This window comes from Sorangium sp. So ce1153, assembly GCF_051521595.1.
In the GTDB taxonomy this organism is placed as follows: Bacteria; Myxococcota_A; Polyangia; order Polyangiales; family Polyangiaceae; genus Sorangium.
The window spans coordinates 6,509,529-6,533,761 of record NZ_CP150361.1; the positions used below are offsets into that span (position 1 = coordinate 6,509,529).

At 72.1% G+C, this 24,233-nt stretch carries 22 protein-coding genes; 7 read left to right on the forward strand and 15 right to left on the reverse strand.

The genetic code is table 11. The features are described 5' to 3' along the window. Nucleotides 1-107 precede the first annotated feature (107 nt). From acpP to WME85_RS23350, 6 genes are all read right to left on the reverse strand, one after another. A complete protein-coding gene (acpP, locus tag WME85_RS23325; protein ID WP_437311640.1) occupies nucleotides 108-356 on the reverse strand; it encodes an acyl carrier protein in 249 nt (82 codons plus the stop codon). Between the two features lie 140 nt (nucleotides 357-496). Then, nucleotides 497-1,243: a 3-oxoacyl-ACP reductase family protein gene (locus tag WME85_RS23330; protein WP_437311641.1), complete on the reverse strand. Its 747-nt coding sequence runs from the start codon at nucleotides 1,241-1,243 to the stop codon at nucleotides 497-499. A 6-nt stretch (nucleotides 1,244-1,249) separates the two neighbouring features. Next, nucleotides 1,250-2,191: an ACP S-malonyltransferase gene (fabD, locus tag WME85_RS23335; protein ID WP_437841063.1), complete on the reverse strand. Its 942-nt coding sequence runs from the start codon at nucleotides 2,189-2,191 to the stop codon at nucleotides 1,250-1,252. Nucleotides 2,192-2,354: 163 nt separating this feature from the next. Then, entirely contained in the window at nucleotides 2,355-3,350 is a 996-nt protein-coding gene (locus WME85_RS23340; RefSeq protein WP_437841065.1) for a beta-ketoacyl-ACP synthase III, read from the reverse strand. Between the two features lie 100 nt (nucleotides 3,351-3,450). Next, nucleotides 3,451-3,645 (reverse strand): 50S ribosomal protein L32, encoded by a 195-nt coding sequence (gene rpmF, locus WME85_RS23345; RefSeq protein WP_020736516.1) that lies wholly within the window; start codon nucleotides 3,643-3,645, stop codon nucleotides 3,451-3,453. Nucleotides 3,646-3,649: 4 nt separating this feature from the next. Further along, nucleotides 3,650-4,384 carry a YceD family protein gene (locus tag WME85_RS23350; RefSeq protein WP_437841067.1) on the reverse strand — a complete coding sequence of 245 codons (735 nt, stop codon included), beginning with the start codon at nucleotides 4,382-4,384 and terminating at the stop codon, nucleotides 3,650-3,652. Between the two features lie 255 nt (nucleotides 4,385-4,639). Between WME85_RS23350 and WME85_RS23355 the strand changes: the two genes are divergently transcribed. The 7 genes from WME85_RS23355 (at nucleotide 4,640) to asnB (ending at nucleotide 13,269) form a co-directional block, all read left to right on the forward strand. Beyond that, a complete protein-coding gene (locus tag WME85_RS23355; protein ID WP_437841069.1) occupies nucleotides 4,640-5,974 on the forward strand; it encodes a hypothetical protein in 1,335 nt (444 codons plus the stop codon). Between the two features lie 156 nt (nucleotides 5,975-6,130). Continuing rightward, entirely contained in the window at nucleotides 6,131-6,694 is a 564-nt protein-coding gene (gene pyrR, locus WME85_RS23360) for a bifunctional pyr operon transcriptional regulator/uracil phosphoribosyltransferase PyrR (protein ID WP_437841070.1), read from the forward strand. Nucleotides 6,695-6,702: 8 nt separating this feature from the next. After that, entirely contained in the window at nucleotides 6,703-7,668 is a 966-nt protein-coding gene (locus tag WME85_RS23365) for an aspartate carbamoyltransferase catalytic subunit (RefSeq protein ID WP_437841071.1), read from the forward strand. Nucleotides 7,669-7,928: 260 nt separating this feature from the next. Continuing rightward, nucleotides 7,929-8,903, forward strand: a complete 975-nt coding sequence (gene nadE / locus WME85_RS23370) for an NAD(+) synthase (protein WP_437627550.1) — start codon at nucleotides 7,929-7,931, stop codon at nucleotides 8,901-8,903. A gap of 479 nt (nucleotides 8,904-9,382) precedes the next feature. After that, complete coding sequence (locus WME85_RS23375) at nucleotides 9,383-9,643, forward strand: acyl carrier protein (RefSeq protein WP_020736522.1); 261 nt, start codon at nucleotides 9,383-9,385, stop codon at nucleotides 9,641-9,643. A 19-nt stretch (nucleotides 9,644-9,662) separates the two neighbouring features. After that, a complete protein-coding gene (locus tag WME85_RS23380; RefSeq protein WP_437841073.1) occupies nucleotides 9,663-11,252 on the forward strand; it encodes a class I adenylate-forming enzyme family protein in 1,590 nt (529 codons plus the stop codon). Between the two features lies 1 nt (nucleotide 11,253). After that, complete coding sequence (asnB, locus tag WME85_RS23385) at nucleotides 11,254-13,269, forward strand: asparagine synthase (glutamine-hydrolyzing) (RefSeq protein ID WP_437841075.1); 2,016 nt, start codon at nucleotides 11,254-11,256, stop codon at nucleotides 13,267-13,269. 45 nt (nucleotides 13,270-13,314) lie between these two features. Here the strand turns inward: asnB and WME85_RS23390 are convergent, their stop codons facing one another. The 9 genes from WME85_RS23390 to WME85_RS23430 form a co-directional block, all read right to left on the reverse strand. Beyond that, entirely contained in the window at nucleotides 13,315-14,493 is a 1,179-nt protein-coding gene (locus WME85_RS23390; RefSeq protein WP_437841076.1) for a lipoprotein receptor, read from the reverse strand. A gap of 26 nt (nucleotides 14,494-14,519) precedes the next feature. Beyond that, nucleotides 14,520-15,503 carry a hypothetical protein gene (locus tag WME85_RS23395; RefSeq protein ID WP_437841078.1) on the reverse strand — a complete coding sequence of 328 codons (984 nt, stop codon included), beginning with the start codon at nucleotides 15,501-15,503 and terminating at the stop codon, nucleotides 14,520-14,522. Nucleotides 15,504-15,539: 36 nt separating this feature from the next. After that, the gene (locus WME85_RS23400) at nucleotides 15,540-17,129 is read right to left on the reverse strand and encodes a serine/threonine-protein kinase (RefSeq protein ID WP_437841080.1); all 1,590 of its coding nucleotides are present in this window, start codon (nucleotides 17,127-17,129) and stop codon (nucleotides 15,540-15,542) included. A gap of 188 nt (nucleotides 17,130-17,317) precedes the next feature. Beyond that, nucleotides 17,318-18,700 carry a tetratricopeptide repeat protein gene (locus tag WME85_RS23405; RefSeq protein WP_437841081.1) on the reverse strand — a complete coding sequence of 461 codons (1,383 nt, stop codon included), beginning with the start codon at nucleotides 18,698-18,700 and terminating at the stop codon, nucleotides 17,318-17,320. 72 nt (nucleotides 18,701-18,772) lie between these two features. Beyond that, nucleotides 18,773-19,306, reverse strand: coding sequence for a hypothetical protein (locus WME85_RS23410; RefSeq protein WP_437841083.1), 534 nt, complete (start codon nucleotides 19,304-19,306; stop codon nucleotides 18,773-18,775). A 60-nt stretch (nucleotides 19,307-19,366) separates the two neighbouring features. Further along, entirely contained in the window at nucleotides 19,367-20,353 is a 987-nt protein-coding gene (locus tag WME85_RS23415; protein WP_437841085.1) for a collagen-like protein, read from the reverse strand. A gap of 344 nt (nucleotides 20,354-20,697) precedes the next feature. Further along, nucleotides 20,698-22,062: a M16 family metallopeptidase gene (locus WME85_RS23420; protein ID WP_437841087.1), complete on the reverse strand. Its 1,365-nt coding sequence runs from the start codon at nucleotides 22,060-22,062 to the stop codon at nucleotides 20,698-20,700. Continuing rightward, the gene (locus tag WME85_RS23425; protein ID WP_437841088.1) at nucleotides 22,059-23,504 is read right to left on the reverse strand and encodes a M16 family metallopeptidase; all 1,446 of its coding nucleotides are present in this window, start codon (nucleotides 23,502-23,504) and stop codon (nucleotides 22,059-22,061) included. The genes WME85_RS23420 and WME85_RS23425 overlap by 4 nt, the downstream gene beginning before the upstream one ends. 23 nt (nucleotides 23,505-23,527) lie before the next feature. After that, nucleotides 23,528-24,166, reverse strand: coding sequence for a hypothetical protein (locus WME85_RS23430; protein WP_437841089.1), 639 nt, complete (start codon nucleotides 24,164-24,166; stop codon nucleotides 23,528-23,530). Between the last annotated feature and the right edge of the window lie 67 nt (nucleotides 24,167-24,233).

The following is a 24,233-nucleotide window of genomic DNA, read 5'->3' on the forward strand; positions in this document are numbered from 1 at the left end:
ACCACAGAGGTGAGAACACGTGATTCAACGAAGAGCAGGCCCTTCGCTGGCCCACGCGCCATCACACCTCCATGGTGACGCCGCGTCCGGTTAGGGCGGTAGGGACGCTACTTCTTGGTATGTCCTTCGATGTAGCTGATCGCATCCTGGACAGACCGGATCTTCTCCGTGTCCTCGTCCGGAATGTCGATCTCGAACGCCTCCTCGAACGCGAGGACAAGCTCCACCAGGCCCAGCGAATCGGCGCCCAGATCGTCGATGAACGTCGCTTCAGGCTTGATGTCCTTCTCGTCGACGTCGAGCTGCTCCTTGATGATTCGCTTTACTTCGGCCGTGATGTCGCGACCTTCAGCCATGGTATTCCTCCCGGGAAAACGGACCCCCTAGTAGCCCATCGCCACCAGCGTTGCATCATCGAATTACCGGCGGCCGCTTTTTTCATGTGCGCCGCGTTTGCCGCCGACGCCCGGATGCCGGGGTGCGCAGGCCAGCGCGCTCAGACGTACATGCCGCCGTTGACGCGCAGCGTCTGGCCCGTCACGTAGCCCGCCTCGTCGGAGCATAGGAATGCGATCGCCGAGGCGACCTCCTCCGGTCGCCCCGTACGCCCGAGCGGGACCATCTTGGTCAGCCCCTCTTTCATCTCAGCGCTGATCGTCGTGGTCATGTCGGTGTCGATGAAGCCGGGCGCCACGGCGTTGACGGTGATGCCCCGCCCCGCGTACTCGCGGGCGAGCGTCTTCGTCACGCCGAGCAGGGCCGCCTTCGTCGCGGCGTACGCCGCCTGGCCCACGTTGCCCATCTCCCCCACGACGCTGGAGAGGAAGACGATACGGCCCGTGCGCGCGCGCATCATGACCTTGGTCGCCGCCCGGGCGCACGCCAGCGAGCCCTTCACGTTCACGGCGAAGAGGCGATCGAGGTCCTCCTCCTTGATCCGCAGGAGCAGGCCGTCGATCGCGATCCCCGCGTTCGCGACCAGGATGTCGAGCCGGCCGAGCCGCTTGGCGACGTCGGCGATGGCGCCCTCCGTCGCCTGCATGTCGGCGACGTCGAAGCCGAGCGCCTCGGCCTTGCCGCCGCGCGCGGTGATCGCCTCGACGAGCGAGCGCGCCTCGGCCTCCCCACGCACGTAGTTGACGACGACGTGCGCGCCCTGCGCCGCCAGGGCCTCCGACGCAGCCCGCCCGATCCCTCGCGATCCGCCCGTGACGATCGCGACTTTGCCCGTAAGGTCGAACATCGATGCCTATGCCTCCGAAAGGAACGCGCTCACGCGCTCTATCCCCGCCATGTCGCTCACGCTGAGCACCTTGATCTGCTTCGTGATCCGCTTGACCAGCCCGGCGAGCACCTTGCCAGGGCCGATCTCCAGGGCGTGCGTGACGCCGTCCTCCGCCATGCGCTCGATCGTGCGCATCCACTGAACGGTCCCGTCCACCTGCCGCAGGAGGAGCGAGCGCACCCGCTCCGGGTCGGAGTTCGGCGCAGCGTCGACGTTCGCGATCACCGGGAAGGCGAGCGGCCTCAGCTGTGTGCGCTCGAGCTCGGGGCGCAGGCGCTCGGCCGCCGGCCGCATCAGCGCGCAGTGGAAGGGAGCGCTCACCTTGAGGGGGATGGCCTTGCCCCCGCGGGCGACGGCGAGCTCGCCAGCCCGCGCGACCGCGCGGCTGTGGCCGGCGATCACGGTCTGCCCCGGACCGTTGTAGTTCGCCGGCGCGACCACGTCGCCCTGCGCCGCCTCCGCGCAGATCGCGAGCACCACGTCCTGATCGAGCGCGACGACGGCCGCCATGGCCCCCTCGCCCGCCGGCACGGCCTCCTGCATCGCGGCGCCGCGGATCCGGCAGAGCTTCACCGCCTCTTCGATCTCGAGCGCGCCGGCTGCGACGAGCGCGCTGTACTCGCCGAGCGAGTGGCCGGCCGCGTAGAGCGGCGGCTCGAGGTCGGGGAGCTGCTCGAGCAGCGCCGCGGCCACCGCACAGCTCGTGGCGACGATGGCGGGCTGGGTGTTGCTCGTGCGCGTGAGCTCCTCGATCGGCCCCTCGAAGCAGAGCCGGGAGATCGGCTCGCCGAGCGCGGCGTCCGCTCGCTCGAACGCGCCGCGCGCCGCCGGCGAGACCTCCGCGAGGGACTTGCCCATCCCCACCTCTTGCGCCCCTTGCCCTGGAAACAGCCAAGCGATTTTCACGTTTGCCCTCACTTCCAAGCGGAGGAAGCGGACGTCGTCCGTCCTCGAGCTACGTCACGAGGCGGGCGCGCCGCCGAGCCTCGCCCCTGCAGGAGCGCCCGGCGAGCTCAGCCGCCGCGACGCGCAGATCTCGACCCAACGCCGACGCGACCGCATGGCCCGCTCACATCCGGACGACGGACGCGCCCCAGGAGATGCCGGCGCCGAGCGCGCAGAACAGGACGTTGTGACCCGGCTTGATGCGCCCGTCGCGGACCGCCTCGTCGAGGGCGATGGGGATGGAGGCGCTCGAGGTGTTGCCGTACTCCTCGATGTTGAGCACGAACCTCTCCAGGGGGAGGTTGAGCCGCCCGGCGACCTGGCTGATGATCCGCAGGTTCGCCTGGTGGGCGACGACCCAGTCGAGATCGGCTGCCGTCATTCCCGCCGTGTCGAGCGCGATCAGCGAGGCGCTGGAGAGGTTCTTCACGGCGACCTTGAAGATGTCCTGCCCCACCATGTGGACCTTGTTGCGGTTCTGCTCGAGGCCCTCGGGGGTGAGCGGCTCGGCCGTGCCGCCGCCCGGGATGACAAGCGAGTTCGCGAGCCCGCCGTCGCTGAAGATACGCGTCGAGACGATGCCCCTGCCGTCGTCGGACGCAGGCCCGAGCACGACCGCGCCCGCTCCGTCGCCGAACAGGACGCACGTCGTGCGATCCTTCCAGTTCAGGATGCGGGAGAGCAGCTCGACGCCGATCACGAGGACGTGCCGGGCGACGCCGTTGGAGATGAACTGATCGGCGATCGTGAGCCCGTAGACGAAGCCGGCGCAGGCCGCCGAGATGTCGAACGAGGGGATCTCCTCGGCTCCGAGCTTCTGCTGCACGTGCACCGCGCACGCGGGCACCGGGGTGTCGCCGCTGATCGTCCCGACGATGATCATGTCGAGGTCAGCCGCGGAGAGCCCCGCTGCCTCCAGCGCCGAGCGGCCGGCGGCGGACGCCATGTCGCTCGTGAGCTCCCCCTCGGCGGCGATATGACGGCGGCGGATGCCCGTCCGCTCGCTGATCCAGCTGTCGGAGGTGTCGACGATCTTCTCGAGATCGGTGTTGTGCAGGACGCGGGCGGGCGCGTAGCTGCCCGTCCCGAGGATGCGGCTCCTCGGCCGCGCGTCGATCATGCGACAGGCCCTCGCGCGACGGCGTTCGCGCGCGCCGGCGTCGCGCCCGGGTGCGCGGGCGCAGCGTTCGCCCGCGTCGGCGTCCGCGCACCCGTCCCGGTCATGTGGCCGCGGTCGCCTTGGTCGCCTTCGCCTTGCGCCCGTTGTAGTGCCCGCAGGCGCCACAGGCGCGGTGCGGGAGCCGGGCTTCCCCGCAGTTCTCGCAGGAGACGAGCTGGACGGGGGTCACCTTGTCGTGGTTGGCGCGCCGCATGTCGCGCTTGCTGGGGGTGGTTTTCCTCTTGGGGACGGCCACGGAGCTACTCCTTCTTGGTCTTCTTCTTCGATGTCCCGGCGTTGGCCGGGGAGGCTGAGGCAGGTTGCTCGCGCTTGTCAGAGGCGCTGGGCTTCTGTCCGAGCTTCTCTCGGAGCGCGCTGAGCGGCGCGAGCCGCGGGTCGAGGCCGGGAGCGGCCTCGTCCTCCTCCGCCGCCCCGCCGACGGGGGTCGAGGAGCCGCCTTCGCGGTCCTCTCGGGACGCGGCAGGACCGATACCCGGGCAAGCTTCCGAGCACAAGGGGAAGTTCGGCATCTCGAGGAGAATGGCCTCCCGGATGAAGGGATCGAGCACCACCGTCTCGCCGTCGTACGTGTCGACGTCGGCCTCCTCGGCCGTGAACTCGTACTCGGCCTCCTTGACCTTGGGCTCTGCCTTCGCCGCCCCGTTTCGCCCCCCGTCGTCACGCCGGTGCCGGTGCCCCGGCCCGTGGGTCTCGGCCTTCGGGGCCGGGCGCAGGAGGAGCGAGAGCTCGGCGTCGATGTCCAGCGGCGCGGGCGAGAGGCACCGCGCGCACGGCGTGGCGACAGGCGCCTTGACGCGGCCGCGCACGACGATCTCGTTCCCCGTCCGCGAGAGGCGGGCGGAGAGGTGGCCTGGCGCGCGCCCGGTGACGTCAGCGTCAACGAGCTCTGCGTTCAGCCAGTCAGTCGGGACCGACACGTCCAGCGAGAGGCCGGAGATGTCGATGTCATTGGCGGAGACGGCAAACTGGGACATGGGTTCCGGGCCAGTGAAAGCGGAGCGTTTAGCGCGGGGTGCGTTGGCTCGCAAGACCGAGCGACGACGGCGGCGGCCGCTTTTCTCCTCCACTCCTCCCTTGCCCTTGCTCCTCGGCGCGCGCGCGCCACGCGCGCTGCGGACGGCGGCCTCCGCTGCTCGGCCGCTCGCGGCCGGAGCGGCTGGGCCTCGGGGCCGGGTCGCCGCGCTCCCGGACGCCGTCGGCTCGGGGCCGCGTGGTAGCGTCGCCGGCGCATGGACCGCAGCGCCACGCCCGGGGCCTCCGCCGCGGGCGCCGCCGAAGGGCGGCAGGAGTCGTCGGGAGAAGCACCGCGAGCGAGCCGGCGCGCGAGGATCGCGCTCGCCCTCTACGCGCTCGTGACGCTCGTCTACGCGCTCAGCTCCTCCCGCGAGATCTTCTCGGCCCACACGCCCTACAACCACTACGCGCTGCTCGCCGAGGCGTGGCTCAACGGCCGCCTCGATCTCGGCGGGCCGCCGCCTGCCTACGCCGGCGGCAACGACTTCGCCGTGCTCGGCGATCGCTACTACGTCAGCTTCCCCCCCTTCCCCGCGGTCCTCATCGCGCCGCTCGTCAAGCTCGCCGGCAGCGCCGAGCGCGTGCGCGACGGGCAGTTCTTCCTCGCGTTCGCCGGCGTCGGCCCGGCCGTCCTCTTCCTCGCCCTGGAGAAGCTCTCGGCCTCGCGGCGCAGCCGCCGCACGGAGGCCGAGAACGTCGCGCTCGCGCTGCTCTTCGCGCTCGGGAGCGTCTACTGGTTCAGCGCGGTGCAAGGCACGGTGTGGTTCGCCGCGCACGTCGTCGGCGTCGCGCTCGCCTGCATCTATCTCCACTGCGCGCTCGACGCCGCCCACCCGATCGCGGCGGGCCTCGCCCTCGGCCTCGGCTTCGCGACGCGCACGCCGCTCGGCTTCGCCGCGCCGCTGTTCCTCTACGAGGCGATCCGCGCGGGCGGCTCCACCCCGCGCGCCCTGCTGCGCCGGCTCGCGCTGTTCGCCGCGCCTGCCGCGCTCGTGCTGTCCGTGCTCCTCTGGCACAACCACGCGCGGTTCGGCGACGCGGCCGAGTTCGGTCACCGCTACCTCCATATCGCGTGGCGCGCGCGGATCGAGAAGTGGGGGCTCTTCTCGTACCACTACCTGCCGCGCAACCTCGCGGTGGTGCTCACGAGCTTGCCGTACACCCACGTGCAGGGCGCGCCGTTCCAGATCAACGCCCACGGGCTCGCGCTCTGGGCGACGACGCCGATCTACGCGTGGGCGCTGTGGCCGCGCCGCACGCCGCCCGTGTTCTGGGCGCTCGCCGCCACGGCGGCCGCGGTCGCGCTGCCGAGCCTCTTCTACCAGAACAGCGGCTGGATCCAGTTCGGCTACCGCTTCTCCAACGACTTCGCGCCGTTCCTCTTCGCCATGATCGCCGTCGGGAGCCGCCGCTTCGGCGCGCCGTTCTACGCCCTCGCCGCGGCCGCGATCGCCGTGAACGGCTTCGGCGCGCTCACGTTCCAGCGCACGGGCTTCGAGCGGTTCTATTTCCTCGAGCGCACCCAGCGCGTCCTCCACCAGCCCGACTGAGCGCGCCGGCGCCGCCGCTCGGCCGCCGCGCGCCCTCCGCAGCGGCGCGCGGCGAGCGAAAGCGCGGCGCGCACCCGCGGGCAGAGCGGCGATCCGGCGGGCGGCGCACGCGGCCCTTGGGTGCAGGGCGCTCGCTGTGCTAGCCCTCGCCGCGCCATGGAAGCTCTGCTCGACCCGGCCGCCATCGGGCGCGGCCTGCGGCGCGTCGCTCTCCAGATCGCCGAGCGCGGCCGCGGCGTGGACGATCTGGCGCTCATCGGGATCCGGCGGGGCGGCGAACCGCTGGCCAAGCGGCTCGCCGCGCTGCTCCTCGAGATCGAGGGGCACACGCCGCCGGTCGGCGCCGTCGACATCACGCTGTACCGCGACGACGCCGCGACCGCCCTGCCGAACCCGCGCATCGGCCCCAGCCACATCTCGTTCCCCGTCGACGGCCGTCGCATCGTGCTGATCGACGATGTGATCTACACCGGCCGCACCATCCGCGCGGCGGTCGACGCGGTGCTCGATTACGGGCGACCGCAGCGGATCGAGCTGGTCGCGCTGGTCGATCGCGGCGGCAGGGAGCTGCCGATTCACCCTGATTACGTCGTCCGCGCGGTCGAGCTCGCCCCTGGGCAGCGCGTCGATGTCGTGGAGCGCGCGGGAGAGCTCTGGGCTCTCGTCACCCCCGCCGGCGCGAAGATCTCGGAGCCACCCTCTCCCCCGGAAGGGACGTAAGCCAGCGCATGAGGAGGATCTACCCGCACCGACACCTGCTCGGCATCGAGGGGCTCTCGCGACCCGAGATCGTGGCCCTCCTGGACGCGGCCGAGTCGCTCTTCGACGTCTCGCGACGGAGCGTGCGCAAGGTGCCCACGCTCCGCGGCAAGACGGTCGTGAACCTGTTCTACGAGCCCTCGACGCGCACGCGGACGTCGTTCGAGCTCGCCGGCAAGCGGCTCAGCGCCGACGTCATCAACATCAGCGTCTCCACCTCGAGCGCCGTGAAGGGGGAGTCGCTCCTCGACACGGTGCAGAACCTCCAGGCGATGCAGCCGGACGTCCTCGTGATCCGGCACAGCGCGTCGGGCGCGCCGCACCACGTCGCCGCGCGCACGCGCGCCGCGGTGATCAACGCGGGGGACGGCACGCACGAGCACCCGACGCAGGCGCTGCTCGACGCGTTCACGATCCGGCGCGCCAAGGGCCGGCTGGAGGGGCTGGAGGTCGCGATCTGCGGCGACATCGTCCACAGCCGCGTGGCGCGGTCGAACGCGCACCTGCTCACGACGATGGGCGCGCGGGTGCGCTTCGCCGGCCCGCGCACGCTCCTGCCGGTCGCGGGCGAGTCGCTCGGCGCGACCCTCTACGACCGGATCGAGCCCGCCCTCGAGGGGGCCGACGTGGTGATGATGCTGCGGGTGCAGCGCGAGCGGCTGAGCGGCAGCTTCCTCCCGAGCACGCGCGAGTACAGCCGCACCTTCGGGCTCAACCCGGCCCGGCTCGCGCTCGCCAAGCCGGACGCGATCGTGATGCACCCGGGGCCGATGAACCGCGGCGTGGAGATCGATCCGCGCGTCGCGGACGGCAAGCAGAGCGTGATCCTCGACCAGGTCGAGGCAGGCGTCGCGGTCCGGATGGCCGTGCTCTGGGTGCTCGCCGCGGAGGCCAACGAGTTCTCCGCGACCGGCGAGCCGCGCCCCGCGCCCTGACGCGGCCGCGCTGGCGCTCCACCCCGCGCGGCGGCCAGGCCCGCGCCGGGTGGAGGACGGTCTGCGCGAGCCTCCGCCGCTGCCTCCGCCCCTGACCAGGCGAGGCGCAGCTTCCGCGTAACAGCTTGTTTCCTCGGGGCTTCACGCCGGACGTCGCCAGACATCTCGCCCGGCCCGGGGCGGCTCGCAGCGAACGGGGTTCCCTGTCGCGCTCGGTTTTAATAGGCTGGTCCATCTTCTTGAAAGGGTGGATGCCAACCATGTTTTCGCGAGACGTCCTCAGGATCGATGCCCCGGCAGTAGCGCAAGAGATCGAGCAGGCCATCCGGGATCAGGTGTTCGGCGCGCTGCGGCGGCGCGGGGCAGTGGTCGGGATCTCGGGCGGGATCGACAGCTCCGTTGTCTCGACGCTGTGCGTCCGCGCGCTCGGCAAGGACAAGGTGCTCGGCCTGTTCATGCCCGAGCGCGACACCTCGGACGACGCGCTCCGGCTCGGCAAGCTGCTCGCCGAGGGGCTGGGCATCGAGGCGGTCATCGAGAACATCAAGCCCGCGTTGACCGGCCTCCGCTGCTACGAGCGGCAGGATGAGGCGATCCGGATGGTCTACCCGGACTACAACGAGAGCTGGAAGTTCAAGATCACGCTGCCCTCGATCCTCGAGAGCGACAGGCTCAACGTCTCGCAGCTGACCGCGCAGCCGCCCGGCGAGGAGCCGCGCGTGAAGCGGATGCCCTTGAACGCCTACCTGCAGCTCGTCGCCGCGACGAACTTCAAGCAGCGCATCCGCAAGATGATGGAGTACTACCACGCGGACAGGCTCAACTACGCCGTCGCCGGCACGCCCAACCTGCTCGAGTACGATCAGGGCTTCTTCGTGAAGCAGGGCGACGGCGCCGCGGATTTCAAGCCGATCGCGCACCTGTACAAGAGCCAGGTCTACGCGCTCGCCGAGTACATCGGCGTCCCGGCCGACATCCGCGGGCGCGCGCCCACGACCGACACCTTCTCGCTGCCGCAGGGGCAGGACGAGTTCTACTTCGCGCTCCCCTACGACAAGATGGACCTCTGCCTCTACGCCTACAACAACAAGGTCCCGGCCGCGGAGGCGGCGTCCGCCGTCGGCATCACGCCGGCGCAGGTAGAGCGCGTGTTCAAGGACATCGAGGCGAAGCGCCGGGTGGCGCAGTACCTCCACGCCCAGCCGCTGCTCGTCCGCGACCAGGGCCACGCCTGAGGCGCCGCGCGGGGAACCCCCGTCGGCGGCAGCGACAGCCGGCGACGCCGACTCTCCCCGCGCGAAACCGAGCGGAAACAGCGCAGCTTCCTTTGCGTCCTCGCGCCAGCGGCGAAGCGGCGATGAGGACGCGAAGGGAAGGAGGCGCTTCCGCGAGAGCGCATCACGACCACGACGGACTCGGAAGGAGCTCGCGCCGAGATTCGGAGCTCACGCCGAGCGGTGAATACCGCGCCGAGCAGTGAAGACGGCGCGGACGGGAAGATCGCGAGTCGTGAACTTACCCTCCACGGCGCGCTCCCCGTCCCGCGCGTCGTACGTGGCGCGATCAGCGCGACGGACGGCGCCCTGCGGCGTTCCGGCGGTCACCACGCGCGCCACAGCACAAATCGCGCAAGTCGCGCCAACCGTGACAGTTCGCTCCGCCGAGCACCCTCGACAGGAAAGCCTGGAGGGTGATAGACGTAGGAATTAACTCCATGAGCACTTCCAGCATCGAATCGACGATTCGCAACTTCCTGGTCACCTCGTTCGGATACAGGGGCGCCACCGCCGATCTCGGGGCCGAGGTCCCTTTGCTCGATCAGGGAATCCTGGATTCGACGGCCGTCCTCGAGATCGTTCAGTTCCTCGAGCAGGACCTCGGCATCCAGGTCGCCGACGAGGAGATGGTGCCGGAGAATTTCGGCTCGATCGCCCGGCTCGTGACCTACGTCAACGGCAAGAAGAGCAGCAACTAGCCCGGACACCGGGGGGCGCATGAGCACGCAGCACACCGCTCGTCGCGATCCGCGCTCGGATCGCTTCCTCATCGACTCGGGGCTGCGATCGTTCGCCGCTTCGCGCCCCGACCACGTCGCGCTGGTCTCGGAAGGGCGACGGATCACGTACCGCGAGCTCGACGCGCTCGCCGACCGCTGCGCCGCGCTCTTCCGCGAGGCGGGCGTCCACCGCGGCGACCGCGTGATGATCGCGCTCGACAACGGCGTCGACGCGGTCGTCGCCTACTACGGCACGCTCCGCGCCGACGGCGTGCCGTCGCTGCTCGGCACCGCGATGCGGCCGCGGCGCCTCGGCCAGGTCATGGAGCTCGCCGAGCCGCGCGTGCTCGTGGCGGCGCGCGGCATGCGCGACAGCCTCGCCGCCGTGGCCGAGCTCCCGCCGGGCGCGAGGCCTTCGGCGACGTTCCTGAGCGGCGCCGCGCCCCCGGCCGCGACGGGCGCCCCGCCCGAGGGGCGCGACTTCCAGGAGTCGCTGGCCAGCGCGCCCGGAGGGGCCCCCGAGCGCCGCGCGATCGAGCTCGATCTGGCGACGCTCTGCTGGACGAGCGGCAGCACGGGCGAGTCGAAGGGGGTCATGCTGACCCACCAGAACCTCCGCAACAGCACCGCGGCGATCGGCGCGTACCTCGAGCACACGGCGGACGACGTGATCCTCTGCGTGCTGCCCCTGTCGCACACCTACGGGCTCTTCCAGCTGCTCGTGACGCACGCGTTCGGCGGGACCGTCGTGCTCGAGAAGGGCTTCTCCATGCCCTGGCCCATCGTCCAGAAGCTGGCCGACGAGCGCGCCACCGGCTTCGCCGGCGTGCCGACGATCTTCGCCTCGATGCTCTCGCTCAAGAACTTCGCGAAGGCCGATCTCTCGGCCCTCCGGTACATGACGAACGCCGCCTACGGGCTCCCGGGGCCGCAGCTCCTGCGCCTGCGCGAGCTCCTGCCCAACGTCGCCTTCTTCGCGATGTACGGCCAGACCGAGTGCACGCGCGTCTGCTACCTGCCGCCCTCCCTGGCGCTCGAGCGGCCGTCCTCCGTCGGCATCGCGATGCCCAACGAGGAGCTCTGGATCGAGCGAGAGGACGGCACGCGGGCCGAGCCGGGCGAGGTGGGCGAGCTCGTCGTGCGCGGGCCGAACGTGATGCGCGGCTACTGGAAGAACCCCGACGCCACCGCGCGCGCGCTCCGGCCGGGGCCCCTCCCCGGCGAGGTGGTGCTTCACACCGGGGACCTCTTCAAGATGGACGAGGACCGGTACCTCTACTTCGTCGCGCGCAAGGACGACATCATCAAGACCCGCGGCGAGAAGGTGAGCCCCCTCGAGGTCGAGTCCGTGATCTGCAAGGTGCCCGGCGTCGTCGAGGCGGCGGTCGTCGGCGTGCCGGATCAGGTGCTCGGCGTCGCGGTGAAGGCCGCCGTCGTGAAGGCCCCCGACGCCGCGGTGACCGCCGACGACATCCGCAAGAAGGTGCGGTCCGAGCTCGACGAGGTCGCCGTGCCCAAGTTCGTCGAGTTCATGGACACGCTCCCCAAGACGGCGAGCGGCAAAGTCAAGAAGAGCGAGCTCATCTGATATGTGCGGTATCGCCGGCCTCATCAACCTACGCACCGACGCGCCGAACCCCGATCGCGAGCTCGCCCTCCGGATGGCGCGGGCGCTCCGCCACCGGGGCCCTGACGGCTTCGGCATCTACCGCGATCGCCACGTCGCGCTCGCCCACGCCCGCCTGTCGATCATCGACCTCGACGGCGGCTGGCAGCCGATGGCCAACGCCGAGGAGACTCTCTGGGTCTGCTTCAACGGCGAGATCTTCAACTACATCGAGCTCCGCGAGGAGCTCACGGCGAAGGGCCACCACTTCCGGACGAAGAGCGACACCGAGGCGCTGATCCACGCCTACGCCGAGTACGGCGAGGCGATGGTCGACCGGCTGAACGGCCAGTGGGCGTTCGTCCTCTGGGACGTCAAGCGGAGGCGCGCGTTCTTCTCGCGCGACCGCGTCGGCATCAACCCGCTCTTCTGGACGGTCCACCGCGGCGTCCTCCGGTTCGCCAGCGAGGTGAAGTCGCTCTTCCAGGACCCGACGATCCCGCGCGCGATCTCCCGCGACGGCCTCGACGAGGCCCTGACCTTCTGGGCGCCGGTCGCCCCGCTGACGCCGTACGAGGCCATCCAGCAGATCCCGCCGGGCGCGGTGGCGACGCTCGACCTCGATCGCGACGTGGCGCCGCGCGTCTCGGTGCGCTTCCGCCCCGAGTTCCCGGTCGGGCGCGCGCCGGCCGGCGACGAGGCGCCGCTCGTCGCCAGCGTGCGCGAGGCGGTCCGCGGCGGCTCGACGATCCGCCTGCGCGCCGACGTCCCTGTCGGCAGCTACCTGAGCGGCGGCCTCGACTCCACGATCGTCGCGGCGCTGATCGCCTCGAACCGCGACGTCCCGCTGCGCACGTTCTCGGTCGAGTTCGCCGAGCGCGAGTTCGACGAGGCGCAGTACCAGCGCGCCGCCGTCGCGCACCTCGGCACGTCCCACGCCTCGATCCAGTGCGGCGACGCCGACATCGCCGGCGTCTTCCCGGACGTCGTCTATCACGCCGAGGCCCCGCTCCTGCGCACCGCCCCGGCGCCGCTCTTCATCCTGGCGCGCCTCGTGCGGCAGAGCGGCTACCGCGTGGTGCTGACCGGCGAGGGCGCCGACGAGTTCTTCGCCGGCTACGACATCTTCCGCGAGGACCGGGTCCGCCGCTTCTGGGCGCGCCACCCGGAGAGCAAGCTCCGGCCCCAGCTCCTCCTCCGGCTCTACCCGTACCTCCAGCGGTCGCCGGTCGCGCAGGTCGAGATGGCGAAGGCCTTCTTCGGGCGGAACCTCGCGAACACCGACGATCCGTTCTACTCCCACCGCCCGCGGTGGGACGCGACGAGCCGGATCAAGCTGATGCTCGACCCCGCGATGCGCGAGGGCGTCGGCGAGACAGCGGCCGCCGATCGCCTGAGGGAGCAGCTGCCCGGCGACTTCATGCGCTGGACGCCGCTCGCGCGCGCGCAGTACCTGGAGATCACGACGCTGCTCTCCGGCTACCTGCTCTCCTCGCAGGGCGAGCGCATGATGATGGCGAACTCGGTCGAGGGCCGCTTCCCGTTCCTCGATCCCAACGTGATGGACGTGGCGGACGCGCTGCCAGACGCGCTCAAGCTGCGCACCCTCGACGAGAAGCACGTGCTGAAGCGCGCGATGGGCGATCTCCTGCCGCCGGGGGTGCTCGAGCGCAAGAAGCAGCCGTACCGCGCCCCCGTGGTGCAGCCGTTCTTCGGGAGCGGGACGCCGGACTACGTGGAGGCCTGCCTGTCGCCGGACGCCATCAAGGACGCGGGCATCTGGCAGGCGCAGCCTGTCGCGGGGCTCATCGCGAAGTGCCGCAGGACCGGCGGCAAGTCGATGAGCAACACCGACGACATGGCGTTCTGCGCGATCCTCTCCACGCAGCTCATCGCGCGCGACATCATCCAGGGGGCGCGGGTCGTCTCGGCCGCCGACGACGCGTCGGGCAGGCTCGGCGTCGACGTCGATCGGCTGCGCGACGCCGCCGCGGGCTGAGCGCGCGCTCGACCACGCTGCGCGGAGCGCCGGGCGCGCCGCCGGTCAGCGGCGCAGCTTGCGCACCGCGCCGTCGTTCTTCTCGTCCACCCAGTACACGTACTCGCCGTGCAGCGCGATCCCGCGCGGCGTCCCGCCCTTGTAGAGCACCTCTTGCGGCTCGCTGCGGTCCTTGCGCTTGCGCATGACTCGGCTCGACCCCTGATCGGTCCAGTAGACGTACGCGTCGATGTCGTCCACGGCGATGCAATCGGGAGACGGGTTCGCCACCTCGTCGTCCTCGACGGGCGTCCACAGGCGCGTCGCGTCCCGCGCGCCGGCCTTCGGCGCCATCATCACGGCGCCCGGCTCGATGCGCTCTGCCGTGCGCGGGCTGTTGGTCCAGTAGACGTAGTCCCGATCGACGGCGATCGCGTACGGAAAGGGCTGGTCTTTCGCCAGCTGCATCGAGTCGCCGGTGCGTCGCGACGTCCTGTTCACCGTGCCGCGCTCGCTTCGATCGACCCAGTACACGTACTGCTCGTCGAGCGCGATGAGGTGCGGCGACGTGTTGTCTTCCTCGTGGAACTTGGTGTTCGGCCGGCCGTCGGGCATCGTGATCTGGCCGATGAGGCTCCCCTTGCCTGGTATGCCGATGCCGGCAGCGCGCTGCGCCCAGAACACCTCGCTCTCGTCCGCCGCCACGCCGAGCGTCGCGTTGCTCGAGTTGAAGACCAACGTCGGCTGCTCCGCGCCGTTGCGGTCCACCCACATGATGTTCGTGTCGTTGAGGTTGGACCAGAAGACGCCGTACTGATTGACGGCGATCCCGTACGGCGCGTTCTGCTCGACGGCGAGCGGCGTGACCGGCCCGCCGAGGATCGACACCTTCTGCACGCTGCCGCCCTCGCCCTCGCCGGCCGTCCAGTAGACCTCGTCGTCGTAGATGGCGAGAAACTGCGCGTTCGAGGATTGCGGAGGCGTCGGATACCCCCGCGCGATCTCGGTGACCCCCCTGCAGACGCTCGCCTTGCAGGTGCCGTCCACGCACACCGCGCCGCAGACGCCGCAGTTCTGCGCGTCGCTGGTCAGGTCCACCTCGCAGCTCATGCCGTCGCCGTCGCAGTCGGCCGTGTCGGCCTGGCACCCGGATGACCCGCCCGCCGAGCCTGCGCCGGCCTCGCCCACCGTGAAGTCGCCGAGCACGGTGGTGCACGCGGCGCAGGTCAGGACAACGCTGAGCATCAAGCTGACTCCGAACGCCTGGCGCATCAGAAACTCCCCTTTGCTCCCGCGGAGCCGAGCCCGATCACGGGCGTGATCCAGATCCCGGCGCGCTGCGGTGACCTCGGCGCTGTGAGGATGAGGAACGCCCCCGCGCCGACGCCCACGGCGCCGACAACGAACCCGATCGTCGAGAGGGTGCCCATCGCGCGGTAGCTGTCGACGTCGCCCTGCAGCGAGGCGTCGCACTGGCCGCCAGGGCAACGCTCCGAGAGGTCGCTGTGCTTGCCGATCGCGAGCACACCGCCCACGGCGCCGGCCGCGAGGCCGACCCCTCCGAGACCCAGCGCCGCGATCCCCAGCACCGTGCGGCTGCTGCCGCTCGGAGCGACGGTGCCCCGGTCGGGCGCAGGTGCGGCCGGCGCAGGCGGCGCGATCGAGGGCGGCGGCGCGATCGGCTTGAGGTCCAGCGCGACGGTCTCGCTGGCGCGCTCCACCAGCGTGAGCTTCGCCTCGACCGGAGCGAACCCCGCGGCCGATGCGCGGAAGGTGTGCTCTCCCGGATCGACCGGGCGCCTGACGCCAAGCGCGGCGCGCGGCACGGGCTCGCCGTCGATCGTGACGTCAGCCGTGTCCGTCCCGCGCACCGAGATCAGCACCTGCGGGATCCGCGGCGCGAGCGCGTCGAGCTCCCGCTGAGCGGCCGCGATCGCCTCGAAGAACGGCTCTGGCGAGCGCTCCGGCGCCCCTTCGCGGAGGATGCGGTTGTACGACTCCTGGGCGGCGATCCACTGGCCCATGCCCACCTGGGCGCGGGCGACGCCGAGCAGCAGCGTCGGCGCATGGATGATGGCGTCCGCGCGGCGGAAACGGTCGAGCGCGGCGGAGAAATCTTTCCTGTCGAGGGCCTCCTGCCCCTCCACGGCGAGCGAGCGCGCGGTGGCGCGATCGGCGTCAGAGACCTGGGCGAGGGCGGCGGGCGCGCACGTCAGCGCGAACAGCAAGGAAGCGATTCCGAGTCGACGAGCCATACGAGCGAGATCCGAGCGAGGTGCTGCGGGTGAACGTCAGATGCCGAAGTCGGTCGGCTTCGGCTTGCGGCGTACGGTACCCGACGGCGCGGGGGAACGCGGCTTCACCTGATACGCAGGCTGCGCCGACGGCGCGCGCGGGCCGCCCGGCGCGACCACCGCCGAGGCCGCTGGCGCGGCGGGCGGCGCCGCCGAGGCAGGCGGCTCGGGCTCGCTCACCGGTGCGGCAGCCGACACAACGGGGTCGGGGGCCTGCGGCGCGCCGGACGCTGACGCCGTGGCCTCCGGCTGCGCGAGCGGCTGAGCCGGGACGCCAGACCCGGCGCCGCTCAGGAAGAAGACCCCAGCGGCGACGAGGACGGCCGCGGCGGCCGCCGCGGCGACCACGCGCCCGACGATGGGTCGCTTGGTCGGAGGAGACACGACCGACACCAGGGCGCTGGCGGTCTGCGAGCGCATCAGTCGGCCCGACGCGCCCGCCAGCGCCGACGCGCCCGCCGGCTCGCCGGGCGAGGCCACCGTGCGGCCCGGGCTCGGCGAGAGCCGCTCGACCTCGGCGTCCGACGACGCGACCAGCGTGGCCGCGTCGCCGAGCGACGGCGCCGCGCTGTCCGGCCCCGCGTCGAGGAGCGTCGCGCCCTCCTGCGAGCGCGGGGTGAACCCGAGCTCCACGGAGACGCGGTCGCCAGGCGCGCGGAACATGCCGGTCAGGCTCGTCCTCGGCTCGATGCTGTCGCTCGCGATGTCGAGGGCGAGCGCGAGCGCGTCGCAGAACTCCCTCGCGCTCTGGAAGCGGGCCTCCGGCTCGCGCGACGCGGCGCGGGCCCACCAGGCGTCGAAGCCGGGCGGCACCGGGGCGAACTGCGACGGCACGGGCAGCGGCTTGACCATGATCTTGAGGAGCAGATCGCCGAAGGCCTGGCTGTCGAACGGGAGCTTGCCGGTCAGGCACTCGAACACGACGACGGCGAGCGACCACAGGTCCGAGCGATGATCGATGCTCTTGGTCCCCTGCGCCTGCTCAGGGCTCATGTACGCGGGCGTCCCGAGCAGCGAGCCGGTCTTCGTGTTGGAGGTGACCTTCGGCGTGCTGTCCTTGGCGATGCCGAAGTCGAGGACCTTGGCGATCTCCCGGTCGTCGTCCCGGACGAGGAAGATGTTGGCCGGCTTGAGGTCGCGGTGGACCAGGCCGGCCGCGTGCGCCTTCGTGAGGGCGCGCGCCACCTGCGCGGTGATCGCCATCGTGTCGTGCGGGTCGAGCCGCCCGACGCGCTGGATGCGATGGTCGAGGTCCTCCCCCTCGAGGTACTCCATCGCGATATACGGCGTACCCTTCCACACACCGTGGTCGAGGATCTGCACGACGTGCGGGCTGCGGATCTGCGCCGCGACCTTCGCCTCTCGCTCGAAGCGGTGCCGCACCTCCTTCGAGACGCCCTGCGCGTGCATGAACTTGATCGCGCAGGGGATGTCGAGGCCGATGTGCTGGGCGAGCCACACCGAACCCATCCCGCCTTGCCTCAGCGGACGCACCAGGCGAAAGCGATCGGCAACGGTGGTCCCCGCGGCGGGTGTCACGCAGCCTCCCAGACCTTCGGAATACCACAGGTCGCCGTCCAGGGTCACGTTCGCGCCTGGCAAAAGTGAACGGCCGGCTGGCGCAGTTCGTTGGCGTCATCCGCGTCATCCGCGTCATCCGCGTCGTCGCGTCGTCGCGTCGTCAGCGCGTTGACCGGCCGGCGCGCGGCTCGCGCGTTGCGCGCCGATGGTTTCGCGCATCACGAATCCCTGGCGGGGCTCGCTGACGCGCGGATCTAGCGAGCGCCCGAGCTCGCGGCGGGCTCCTGCGCAGGCCGCCGCGCGCCGGACCGGGCCGGGGGCGAGCCGCCGCTGCTCGCGGCGCCGAGCGGCGTGCCCGTCGTGCGCGCGAGCTGGCTGCCGCGCGGATCGTCCGGGAAGATCTCGAGGAACTTGCGCGCGTGGTGGCGCGACTCCTCGACGATGCCGGCGCGGAACGTCAGGAGCGCCAGGTTGTAGCGCGCCTCCGCGTTCCTCGGATCGGCCTTCAGGGCGGCGAGGTAGCCCTGGCGCGCGCCGTTGTAGTCGCCGCGTTTGTCGGCGATGAGCGCGAGGTTGTAGAGCACCTCGGCGTCGGACGGGTCCTGCTGGGCCAGCGGCGTGAGGCGCGCCTGCGCCCCGTCGAGATCCCCGGCCAGGATCGCGAGCGCCCCCGCGAGGAGCTGCGCCTTCCGGCCGGCGCCAGCCTCGATCGCGCGCTCTGCCTCGGCCCTGGCCTCCGCCAGGCGGCCCGCGCGCTCGTGCGCGAGCGCGAGCGCGTAGAGGAGCCGCGACGGCTCGCCCCCCTGCTCCAGCGCGGCCCGCGCCTCCGCCTCCGCGCGCTCGGTGCGGCCCGCGACGGCGAGCGCCTCGGCCAGGACGGCGCGCGCGCCCTTCTGCTCCGGGCATCGCTCGCGCGCCGCCTCCGCGTCGCGGAGCGCGGCGCCGGCGTTGCGGGCGTGGAGCCTCGCCTCGGCCCGCAGCGCCAGGCACGCGCACGTGGCGGGCGCGGCGGAACCGGCAGGCTCGGCGGCGAGCGGGTGCATCTTCAGGCAGCGCGCGGCGACGCCGTCGAGCTCATCCAGCTTGCGCTGCGCGAGGAGCGGCGTCGTGAGCTCGTCGATCGCGCGCAGGTGCGCTCCGTCGCGGCGCAGCGCCGCCCACCACATCCGCTCGCGCGACCCGAGCAGGGACGACGCCCCGAGCACCTGGACGGAGCCGAGGCCGATCATGAGGATCGCGGCCCCCATCCGCCGGTGCTTGAAGCTCGAGCCGAGCCAGTGCTCCGCGGCGGCCGCGGCGAGCGTCGCGAGCGCCGCCCACAGCGGCACGGCGACGACGAAGACGCCCTGCGCGAGCGGCGCGCGGGGCCCGCGGTAGTAGAGCGTGGCCGCGAGCGCCGTGGCCATCGCGACCCACAGCAGCGCCGCCCCGTTCCTGGCGAGGCGCGTCTCCAGCCGCGCCGCGAACCACGCGGAGAGGCCGAGCGCCGCGGCGAGCGCGATCGCCGAGAGCGAGCCCCAGAGGGCGAGCGCGCGCGGCGGCAGCGGCTCGGGCGAGAGCCACGTCGGCGCGACCGTGAGGGCGACGAGGTGCAGCGCGCGGATCAGGTGCAGGGCGAGCTCAGCAAGCCAAGACACGGGGTGACCTTAGCCCAGCGCCCATCGCGGACCAAACGGCGGCGTCGGAACGCGGCTGCGGCGCGGGCGCGCTCACGGAAGGGTCAGCTCGACCTCGACGGCGACGCGCGCTCCGGGCGGCGGCACGCCGATCCCGAGCGGGATCATCCGGAGGCAATGCGCGGCGTCGGGGCGGTCCATCCCTCGCACCTCGCTGATGCCGCGGGCGATCTCCTTCCCGGACTCGTCGAAGGTCATGTTGAAGAGGTACCTGGCGCGCGCGGGCGCGGGGTTCTTCTTGAGCGAGGGCTCCCAGCACTGCTTCACGAAGAGCGGCCGCCGCGCCTCGAGCGCGCTGGTGGCGTCCGCCGCGACGCGTTCGTAGAGCTCGCTCGGCGGGGCGGACGAGGTCACCGCCGCCGGGGGGCGAGGCAGCGGCTGCGACGGCGCCCCTGCCGATGCTGGCGTCTCCGCCGGTGCTGCCGGCGCCGACGCAGCCCGGGCCTCCGCGCTGGCCGGAGGAGGCGCACCGGAGGGCGCCGGCTGCTGGAGACCGAAGTAGAGGCCCGCGGCGATGATGAGGCTGCCGAGCAGGATCGCCGCCGGGGTCATCAGCTCCTTCTGCATGGTGGCATCGCCGTGGCAGGCGCCGCGCATCTTCAACGTGCGCGCGCGCCCAGCCCGACCTTACTCCATGGTGACGACCGCGGACGTGTAGGAATAGTCGTTGTTGGTCCAGTTGCGGCTCTCCGACTTTCCGCAGAGACCGACGTTGTACTGGCCCGGAGACAGCGAGAGCACGGCGTTCAGCCCCATGACGACGCTCGTGTTCGCCGGGACCCGCAGCGCGTAGACGCCGGTCCCGGCGCTGCTGATGTCCCCGAGCGGCGCGATCTGCTGGGAGCAGATCCAGAGAAAGAGCCCGTCCGCAGGGGACTCCTCGGCGCCGAGCACCTTGTTGGACACGACGACGACGCGCTGCCCGAGCGCGGTCACGCTCACTGTCGCGGGAGCCGCGAGGAACTGCAGTGACGGCCGCGGATCGGCGCCGGCGCCGGAGACGGAGGTGCTCGAGACGACGCCGGGCGGTCCCGGTGGACCGGCGTTCCCTTGCGCACCAGGCGGCCCCGCTGCGCCAGGCGGCCCGGCGGGACCGATCGGGCCGGACGGCCCCGGCGGACCGGACGGCCCCGGCGCGCCCTGCAGGCCGACCGGCTCGCCGACCCACAGCCCGCTGCTGTCGATGACGAGACGTCCGGCGATGGACACGGAGTTCGGCGTGATGTCACCGGCGACATTGCTGGCCTGGAGCGCATACGGGACGCTCGCCACCCGGGCGCGCGGGATCATCTGGGGATCGTTCCCGACGGTGATCCCCAGGTAGCGCGCCGTGCCGTCGCGGACGGGCTTGTCGACGGGCGCGAGCTCGCCGAGATCGACCGAGAAATAGCCGTCGTCGAACGTGATCGTGTGGACCTCGCTCCAGATGGGCACGGGCGCGTCGAGCGCCTCGTAGAGCGCGAACACCACGTCGAGCGTGTCGTTGACGGGCTGACCTGCCGCGTTGAACAGGCGCCCCTGATGGGTGATCGTGAGGGGGACCGCCGCCGCAGCGGGACCGGCGAGCGCGGTCACCGCCGCCAGGATCGGCGCGTGGAGAATTCGTGCCTTCATCGCAAGCTCCCGTGGTTCGCCCTCGCGAGCCAGCGCCGGGGAGCGCCGGGGCGACGGCCGCACGTCGCCAGCGGAGCGATCGCGGCCGATGGCGCCGGAAGTCCAGAGGCGCAGCGCGAGCCCTGCCTCGATCTCGCGAGGGAGCAGCGCCTTCGATGCCAGCCCCCGAAGGGCGTTGCGCGCGCGGCGCTGCCCCCGCGGCGCGGACATGCGGCTCGGCCTCGCGGACAGCCCCGGGGCCGCTCGTCCACGGGACGAGAGCGTCCACGACGGGCTCGCTTCCGGCGTCGTGGACGCTCTCGCCCCGCGCCGCTCGCGCCTCGCCCTCCAGCGCCGCGCCCGGGTTACTCGAGGTCGTACGGCTCGACCTTCACCTCGGCGAGCTTCGGGACGGCCGCGGCGACGACCGCGCCGATCTCCTCGTGCGTCCCGACGACGCCGATCACGAGATCTTCCTCCGAGATCCGGCGGCGCACGGCGGCGTTCGCCTCGTCGAGCGTCACCGCCTCGACCCGCTGCAGGTAGCCGTCGTGGTAGCCCTCGGGCAGGTCGTACAGGATCTCCTCGAGCCGCTGGTGCACGCGCTTCCGCGCGGTGTCGATCTCGAACGCATGGGAGCGGACGAGGTAGCGCTTCACGAACGTGAGCTCGTCCTCCGTGATCCCGTCGCGCCGCAGCGCCTCGAGCAGCCCGAGCTGCAGGGAGAGGCAGGCGGCGGCGTCCGACGCCGCGGGCGCGGTCCACATCGTGAAGGCGTCGCGGTGCCGGTCGAAGCCCGCCCGCGACGAGGCGCCGTAGGACCAGCCGCGCTTGGCGCGCACTTCCTGCATCAGCCGCGACGAGAAGGTGCCCCCGAAGGCGGTGTTCGCGACGACGAGCGCCATGTGATCGGGGTCGTGGGCGTCGGTGCCGAGCCCGCCGATGACCATCTGCGTCTGCGTCCGCTCGGGCTTGTCGACGAACACGAGGCACCGCCCCCGCCGGCCCTCGGGATCCGGCACCGGATCAGGGACCGGCTCGCCCTCGGGCAGGCCGGCCAGGAGCCGCTCCGCGACCGCGTGCGCCTCGGCGGCCTCGATGTCGCCCGAGATGGCCACGATCGCGTTGCGCCGGGTGTAGTGCCGCGCGTAGAAGGCCGCGACGTCGTCGCGCGTGATCTCCCGCAGCGTCGGGATGGTGCCCGCGATGCGGCGGCCGTAGGGGTGCCCCGCGAACAGCGTCCGCCGGAAGGCGCGGCTGCAGAGCGACCGATCACTGTCGCGCGCCTCGATGAGCTCGGCCTCGGCCTCGCGCAGGAGCCGCGCGAGCTCGGGCGGCGCGAACGTCGGGCGCGCGAGCAGCGTGGCCCCGAGCTCGATGAACCGGTCGAGCGATCGCTTGATCACCTCGAAGTGCACCGTCGTCGCGCTCGTCGCCACGTCGGCGCCGAACTCCCCGCCGAGCGCGTCGATCGTCTCCTCGATCTCGTTCGCGCTGTAGCCCTCGGCGCCGCGGCGGAGCATGCGCGCCGTGATCCGGGCGAGCCCTTCGCGCCCGACCGGGTCGTACGCCGAGCCGGAGCGGAACGCGACCACGATGCTGACGATGGGGAGCGCGTGGCTCGTCTCCACGAGCACCGCGCCCTCCCGCGGCGCCACGCGCCCGCCCGGCGCCCCCCTGCCCTGCCCCTCGGCGCCCCAGGCGAGGCCGCTCTTCACGCTCTGGCTCACGATGCCTCCTCGCTCTCCGCGTCCGTCTCTTCCGCGTCGTCCTCGTCGCTCGACCCGTCCGGGATCACGTGGATCACGGTCCGCGCCGAGCTCACGAGGTACCGCCGCGCCGCGCGCAGCAGGTCCCCCACGGTCACCCGCCGGTACGCGGCGAGCCGCTCGAACAGGGCCGCGGGGTCGCCGAGCACCGTCTCGTAGAAGCCGATCTGCTCGGCCTTGCCGGCGACCGTCTCGAGACCCTGCAGGACGGAGAGCTCGATGCGCGCCTTCGCGCGGTCGAGCTCCGCCTCGGTGACCGGAGCGCGGCGCACCGCATCCAGCAGCGGCTCGAGTGCGTCGAGGAGCGCCTGGCCGGTGTGCTCGCCGCGGGCCGAGAGGTAGATGTCGTAGAGCGCGGGGTCGCGGAACGAGCCGACCCAGCCGCGGACCTCGCTCGCGATCTCCTGCTCCTGCACGAGCGCGCGGTGCACGCGCGACGACCGCCCGCCGAAGAGGATCTCGTTCAGCAGCACCAGCGGCGCGTGGTCGAAGTCCCCGAGCGCCGGCGAGCGGTAGCCGATCGCGACCTTGTGCGTGGCGGTCGGCTTCGCCACCTCGGCGCGGCGCTCCTCCGTCTGCGGCGGCTCGGGGGACACGTCCTCGACCGGGACCCTCGACGGCTCCTGGGCGCCGTAATGGTCCTGCACCGCCCGCAGCGCCTGATCGAGCGCGACGTCGCCCACGAGGACGAGCGCCGCGTTGTTGGGGGCGTAGTACGTCCGGTAGAACTCGACGCAGTCCTCGGTCGTGAAGCCCTTGATGTCCTCCATCCAGCCGATGGTCGGCCACCCGTAGGCGTGCTTGCGGAACGCCTCTTTGTAGAGGAGCTCGCTCACCGACCCGTCGACGTCGTCATCGACCCGCTGCCGCCGCTCGTTGGCGACGACCTCCTTCTCGCTGGACACCTGGGGGTCGCGGAGGACGAGCCGCGCCATGCGCTCGGCCTCGAGGCGGAGGGTCAGCTCGAGCGCGTCCTTCGGCAGGTTCGTGTGGTAGTAGGTCCAGTCGAGGAACGTCGCCGCGTTCGTCTCGGCGCCGGCCTCCTCGAGCATCCTGTCGAACGCGCCGTGGGCGACGCTCTCCGTCTCGCCGAACATGAGGTGCTCGAAGAGGTGGGCGATGCCGGTCTTGCCGATGCGCTCGTGGCGCGACCCGACGCCGAACCAGGTCTGCAGGCAGACCACGGGCGCCGAGCCGTCGACGAGCACGAGCACCTTGAGCCCGTTGCCGAGGACGAAGCGCTCGACGCGCATGGCGGGGCCGAACGCGATGGTGGCGTCGTGGTGCAGCCTGGCGAGCGGCGGGCGCCCGCGGTTCAGCTCGGCGAGCATCTCGGCGAGCGGGTCGGTTCGAGGGAGCGCGTTGGCGGCGCCGGGGAGCGAGTAGGCAAGCGTCTCCTGCATGGCAGACGCAGCCCATACCACGCTCAGCGCCGCGGCGCTGCGTGGCACAGGACGTCGGACGGATCCCGTGTCGACTGGTGGCACTCCCACAGGTCGTCGTGACAGGAGACGACGAGGACGCCCGCGTCGTACGCCTCCCGGAGCGAAGAGCCTGCCCGCTGCGCGAGCAGGTTCGACGGGGTGCGCTCGTTGCAGCCCTTGCCCATGTCGACCTCGATCTTCCGGTTCCCCTTGGTCGCCTTCGCGGGGTTGGGCGGGGTCTTGCCTTTGTCCGCGGTGCGCACCGCCGCGGCGAGCTTCGGCACGATGGCGTCGAGGTAGGCCTTGTCGACCAGCGGGTCGGTCGACTGCGGCGACACCATGGCGAGCGTGTACTGGATCGCCATCATCTGCTGCTCCGGCGGGGCGCTCGGCTGGATCGGCCCGCTCGACCCGATCGGGACGGGCCGCGGCGGCATCTCCCGCCGGGCGGCCGCCGGGGCCGCTGCGGCGCTCGGCGCCGGCGCGGCGCTCTCCGCGGCCGGCGGCGCGGAGGCCGAAGGGGGCGCTCCCGGCGCCGGGGCGCGCGCGTCGTCGCACGCGAGGACGGCGAGGCCGAGGGCAAGGGCGAGGACAGGGTTCGCCGCGCGGCGGACGCGCGGCCGGACGGGGGCGGGCTCCATGGGCCGCTTATACGGGCGGCGGACGCGCGCCGCCACGCTCGCGTGCCCGCCCGGCGAACAGCGCCGC